Origin of the sequence: Bacillus pfraonensis (assembly GCF_050768835.1) — a bacterium.
Classification (GTDB): domain Bacteria; phylum Bacillota; class Bacilli; order Bacillales; family Bacillaceae_G; genus Bacillus_A; species Bacillus_A pfraonensis.
This window is the reverse complement of record NZ_JAHCDO010000075.1, coordinates 1-4,836: the sequence shown is the minus strand read 5'-3', so window position 1 is coordinate 4,836 and position 4,836 is coordinate 1. Positions and strand designations below refer to the sequence as shown.

Genomic DNA, 4,836 nt, shown 5'->3' with positions numbered 1-4,836 from the left:
ATAAAGCGATGTACATGATTAAAGATTATTTCTTACTGTTTCATCAAGCATTACAAAAAAACACCCAAGAATTATCAAAGATTCTCCTTCGTCTGTTTAACCTCCTACAGCGAAACGGACGAAAATCCCACAGATATGAGAAAAAAACAGTCTTTGATATTTTGGGTGTTGTTTATGAGTATACCACTTCCATTCATCAGGTAGCATAATTATAGTGAAAAAATTGTAATCCGTCAGGGTTTATTTGATATGCCTACTTTTAGGATGTCTATAAAAAATAATGAAAAATTACATGGAAAGATCCGCCTTTGTATAAACATATACCTTAAGTTGATGGATGTGGGGTCCCGCCACATCGCCATCAACTTAAGAAATTGGTTGTCCCCCAAAACGAAAAAATGAGTCGAATTCTCATAAATAACTGTAAAAAGGTAAATTTCTCGTAATGGGGATGTCTCAAAATGTTAGCTTGATGGGCATGGGGTAGCATCAACAAAATGCGAATTTCGTACGCTAAGCAATTTTTCACATAGAAAAAGCCGATTTCCTAAACGCTAAGGGATAATCAGCTTTTTAAGGAATTTAGGTGAAATACATATAAAAAATGGATTGTAGCATAGATTGTATTCTCCTTAGATTATCTTTCTATTTCGAATACAATCTCATCGCCATTAAGTCAAAAGCCCGTTGTTTCTCAAAATAAAAAATGAGCTAAATTTTTAGCATAAACAAATAACGCAGCACGTGTTGCTTACTATAAGTAACATGTTTATTATCCCTTTCTAGTTTACTAGCCATAATACTTCCTTCTAGGGTTGCAATAATAAAGGAAGCTACCGCCTTTGTATCGATATCCGGTTTTAACTCCTCGTTCTGAATACCTTCTACTATAATCCCTTCAATCATATTGAGAAATGTATAGAAAACTTCAAGTGCCTTTTCTCTTAACAGTAGATTCGTATCATCACTGTCTACAGCAGTATTCAGCAAAGGACATCCCCCTTTTATTGGTGGATCATCTATTACATCTTCATATACATTAAAAAAAGCACCAACCTTTTCTAATGTTGTATTAGCATTGCGTATCGCCTCAGAAAAATGTTGAGAGACAGTATCAATGGCGTATTCAAATGCCTCTAAAGCAATCTCATCTTTACTTTTAAAATTACGATAAATCCCCCCTTTTTGTAGCCCTGTAGCCTCCATAATGTCATTCATCGAACAGCCAGCATAGCCTTTTTGATTAAACAATTCTGCCGATTTTAAAACAATGTTTCTCCGTGTTTGTTCACCTTTTTGCATAATATCCTCCATTATTATTGTTAAAAAATTGTAACATGTTTTAGTTGTACATTAACATATAATAAGTTACCTTAAAAGAGACCGTTCGGTCTTTTTTGAGATGAAAGTAGAATTTCTAAAAGAAGAGGGTGAGAGAGTTAGTATTTGATTAGCACGTAACATTCTTATCATGCTATTGATATCCGACATGAATTTATTGAAAAACAATTAAAACTAAGGAGGAAATTATGCATAACATTATTATTCCAGATAGTAAAGTAGCAAAAGAAGCTACCCAATTGGTTTACGAGATTTCTCCAGAATTTCTTTATAATCATTGTTTACGGACATATGCTTTTGGTGATGCATTGGGAAAAAAATATGGATTTAAATATGATCAGGAGTTATTTTATCTTGCTTCTATCTTACATGATGTTGGTCTTACAGAGCATGTATGTTGTAAACATTCATTTGAATATGAAGGTGCTGATCATGCAGAAAAATTCCTTCATTCCCATGGTTTTTCACAAGATAAAATTGATGTGGTACGTGAAGCTATTATTCTACACACCTTGGAAATTGCTAAAGAAAAACAACCAGAGATTGCTTTAGTTCATTTCGGGGCGGGAATGGATATAGTTGGTTTACGTATAGAAGATATTCCGGAGGAAACATTTAATTTTATAATTGAGGTTTATCCTCGATTAGGTTTCAAAAAATCTATGATTGAACTTATTAAATATGATTCCAATCTAAAAAATACACAGCAACAGCCAAATAATTTAAGTTCTTCTATGCTTCGTATGGGGTTTTCAGATTGGGTGATGAATGCTCCTTTTAAAGATTAGAGAATAAAGAATTAGAATGTCATGGAGCTTAGGAAGGGGTACAGACCGCAAAACGGAAAAAAACCACGCTAAGCAAAAAATACAATAAGCTGTCCATATGGACAGCTCATTGACATAATTCTCGTTATTGGAAGTCACTTTGTGGCTGTAAAAGGCGTTTCGATTCAAATAACAGACACCTTTAGGGTCAAAACATCTATTAGTTCATCTATACTGCCTGTAACATGCTCTACTTGTGGTAGATGATAAAACGTACTCGTTGTTTCAAAGTTGTTAAATTCCTCATCGGGCGAATAGAGATATATTTTCTTGTCTGTACCTAAAGCAATTCCAAATTCAATGTGGCTTCCTTTTCCTGCAGGCAGTAGCACCACAATAAAATCTGATTCTATTACAGCATTCTTCTCAGCTTGACCTATGTTTATTAAGTCAGTAAACGTTGAGGCTCTTTCATTTTGATTCCAATCATATGTATGAGTGAATCCTTTGCTTTTTAGTTTTTCGCTAACGTATCTAACGTTGTCTATGTTTTGAAAACTTGATGCCACATAGAATTTCATTGGTTTCCTCCATATCTAAAGTTTTTTATAGCAAACCGTTCTCCATTTGGAGAGAGGCACGATCCGTTCTCAATATTTTTTCTTTTTAAGTCGGTAAAGTCCTGTCAGACTGGCTCCTGCTGCAATGACAATCATAACAATAGAAACACTTAGGGAAACAACCTGATTTGGAATTAAATTAGCAAGGTTTGCCCAGAGTAATGCAATGCTTGCCAGCGATGTTAAACCGACGATATAAGACCACCCTGTTTTCTTGGCCATAATTTGTTCACCTCTCTTTTCCTAATTGTACCATTTGAAAACATTTACTTGTTCAGATTTTTTGATGTATATCCTATACATGTAAAGTTGACATAACGCATCATTAGCGGAAGTTACATTTTATTCAAAGTACAACCAGAATTTTTAGTAATGGTGTACATAAAGATCAAATAAAGTTCTTGTTGTAAAAATTATCATTATTATGTACAATTTACCTATAAATCAATTGTGTGTTACTGGCGTGAACATGGAGAACCATGAGGGAGCACACAAACATCTGCCGTACGCCTGGGCAAAGTATTTGAACTTACGTTCAAATACTTTTTTTATTTTCAGAAAGGAGTTTAAGTAGATGAATAATATTGATTTACGGTATGGAATGAATCCACATCAAAAGAAAGCAAAAGTATATTCTACAAAAAAAATGCCCATTAAGATTTTAAATGGTGAGGCAAGTTACATTAATTTTTTAGACGCATTAAATGCGTTTCAACTTGTGCGAGAACTTAGACAAAGTGTCGGTCAACCGGCAGCAGCATCGTTTAAGCACGTAAGTCCAGCTGGTGCAGCTGTTTATTGTCCACTAAGTGAACGGCTTGCAAAATCTTATTTTGTTGAAGGGCTGGAATTGTCTCCATTAGCTATTGCCTACGCAAGAGCAAGAGGAGCTGACAGAATGTCTTCATTTGGTGACTGTGCGGCTTTTAGTGACCCAGTAGATATAACTGTAGCAAACCTTCTGAAAAAAGAAGTTTCTGATATGATTGTTGCACCAGGATATGATGAAGATGCGTTAGCAATTTTAAAAAAGAAAAAACAAGGAAAGTACCTTATCTTAGAGATTGCCCCCGACTATGTACCTGAGCCAATTGAAAAAAGGGCAGTATTTGGAATCACAATGGAACAAGAAAGAAATGATATACTCATCTCAGAAGGAATTTTTGATAACATTGCTACGATACAGCGTATAATTTCTGATAATGTTAAAAGGGATCTTCTTGTTTCTATGATCACACTAAAATACACCCAATCAAATTCGGTTTGTTTTGCACTAGATGGTCAAACAATTGGAATTGGTGCAGGACAACAATCACGAATCCATTGTACCCGATTAGCAGCTGAAAAAGCGGATAATTGGTGGTTAAGACAACATCCACTTGCACTCCAAATGAATTTCCGACAAGGAATATCCCATGTTGAGATAAACAATGCGATTGATGGTTGGATAAATGATGATATTACTCCTGCAGAAGAACAACAATGGAAACAATATTTTCAAGTAGTACCTGAGCGATTGACTAAAGATGAGAAAAAACAATGGTTAACAGGCTTAAAAGAAGTTTCCTACGCTTCCGATGCTTTTCTGCCATTCCGTGATAACATTGACCGAGCCGCTCAAAGTGGTGTTAAGTATGTGGTCCAAACCGGTGGTTCGTTGCGTGATGATCAAGTTATACAAGCAGCAAACGAATATGAGATGGTAATGGCTTATTCGGGTATTCGTTTATTTCATCATTAAATCAAAAAAGGGATAATCAATCTATTGAATTGATTGTTGCTATAAAATCAGTGAATAGTAGAAAAGAGGCTGTACAGCCTCTTTTTGATTTGATGTATATCGTATACATAATCAGTTAACATAACGTCCTATTATCAGAAGTTCTCCTCACCAACAATCCCGACTTATCGATATTCTGTGAAACATCCTCTTCAGCTGCGTATGCAGTTTCTTATTCCTCCTATGGTTCTGTTGCAAAGTTTTTAAAACTAAGCTAAACTTTTGCAAAACAGAGTGAGGAGAATCATAAATGGGATATTTTAAAGGAAAACAATTCAGGAAAGATATTATTTTAGTAGCCGTCGGCTACTACTGTCGTTTTTCTTTA

At 34.9% G+C, this 4,836-nt stretch carries 5 protein-coding genes, 2 pseudogenes and 1 riboswitch; of the genes and pseudogenes, 4 read left to right on the top strand and 3 right to left on the bottom strand.

Features of this window, described 5'->3' with window-relative positions; translation table 11 throughout:
* Positions 1-209, top strand: a pseudogene (locus KFD70_RS28745) (IS4 family transposase); the annotation flags it as partial.
* 502 nt (positions 210-711) lie between these two features.
* Here the strand turns inward: KFD70_RS28745 and KFD70_RS28740 are convergent.
* The gene (locus KFD70_RS28740) at positions 712-1,302 is read right to left on the bottom strand and encodes a TetR/AcrR family transcriptional regulator (RefSeq protein WP_336454629.1); all 591 of its coding nucleotides are present in this window, start codon (positions 1,300-1,302) and stop codon (positions 712-714) included.
* Between the two features lie 227 nt (positions 1,303-1,529).
* Here KFD70_RS28740 and KFD70_RS28735 point away from each other — a divergent pair, with 227 nt between their 5' ends.
* Positions 1,530-2,129 carry an HD domain-containing protein gene (locus tag KFD70_RS28735; protein WP_336454628.1) on the top strand — a complete coding sequence of 200 codons (600 nt, stop codon included), beginning with the start codon at positions 1,530-1,532 and terminating at the stop codon, positions 2,127-2,129.
* Between the two features lie 164 nt (positions 2,130-2,293).
* Here KFD70_RS28735 and KFD70_RS28730 read toward each other — a convergent pair whose 3' ends face one another.
* Positions 2,294-2,689, bottom strand: a complete 396-nt coding sequence (locus KFD70_RS28730) for a group-specific protein (protein WP_336454627.1) — start codon at positions 2,687-2,689, stop codon at positions 2,294-2,296.
* A 69-nt stretch (positions 2,690-2,758) separates the two neighbouring features.
* Positions 2,759-2,950, bottom strand: a complete 192-nt coding sequence (locus tag KFD70_RS28725; protein WP_336454626.1) for a hypothetical protein — start codon at positions 2,948-2,950, stop codon at positions 2,759-2,761.
* A gap of 222 nt (positions 2,951-3,172) precedes the next feature.
* Positions 3,173-3,251, top strand: a riboswitch (ZMP/ZTP riboswitch).
* 51 nt (positions 3,252-3,302) lie between these two features.
* Here KFD70_RS28725 and KFD70_RS28720 point away from each other — a divergent pair.
* On the top strand, positions 3,303-4,469 hold the full coding sequence (locus tag KFD70_RS28720; protein ID WP_336454625.1) for a phosphoribosylaminoimidazolecarboxamide formyltransferase: 1,167 nt from the start codon (positions 3,303-3,305) through the stop codon (positions 4,467-4,469).
* Between the two features lie 289 nt (positions 4,470-4,758).
* Positions 4,759-4,836, top strand: a pseudogene (locus tag KFD70_RS28715) (IS6 family transposase); the annotation flags it as partial.